At 47.6% G+C, this 616-nt stretch carries 1 protein-coding gene; it reads right to left on the bottom strand.

Annotated elements, in window-relative coordinates; translation table 11 throughout:
* Positions 1-616 (bottom strand): amino acid ABC transporter permease (locus GMA8713_RS26205; RefSeq protein WP_062715581.1); only part of this gene is annotated, 616 nt, incomplete at both ends.

The following is a 616-nucleotide window of genomic DNA, read 5'->3' as shown; positions in this document are numbered from 1 at the left end:
TTCAGCCCAAATTTGTACCCGAGTCAGTACCACCACTACGGCCCAGTAAATTAATGCAACGGCGAGGAAAGCTTCAAAGAAGCGAAAGCTTGACGAAGCTTCCATCTGCGCTCTGGCCATGATCTCAGCGACTCCTAATGTAAAAGCTAATGAGGTCGATTTGATCATATCAATGAAGTAATTCATTAATGATGGCAACGCGATACGAGTAGCTTGCGGCAAAATAATGCGGCGCATTGCTTGGCTTGTGGTCATACCCACAGACAAACTCGCTTCCATTTGGCTGCGATCAATACCCAAAATGGCGGCGCGAATACTTTCTGCCATATAAGCGGCGAAGTGAAGAGTTAGCCCGATCACCGCGGCGCTAAATGCATTTAAACCGACCATCCACGGTAACACTTGTGGCAGACCATAGTAGAGTAGAAATAGTTGTACCAGCAGGGGAGTGCCGCGGAAAAAGCTGATGTACAGTTGGCTTAGCGGATCCAAAATGGGCACTTTGAATACACGAATATTGGCTAAAATGACCGACAGGATCAAAGCAAACACTAAGCCCCAAGTCGCCATCTCCATGGTGGTGCCTAAATACCTGAGCAGTATTGGCATCAGCTCA

The organism is Grimontia marina (assembly GCF_900060185.1).
Classification (GTDB): Bacteria; Pseudomonadota; Gammaproteobacteria; order Enterobacterales; family Vibrionaceae; genus Enterovibrio; species Enterovibrio marinus.
This window is presented reverse-complemented; position numbering and strand designations above follow the sequence as displayed.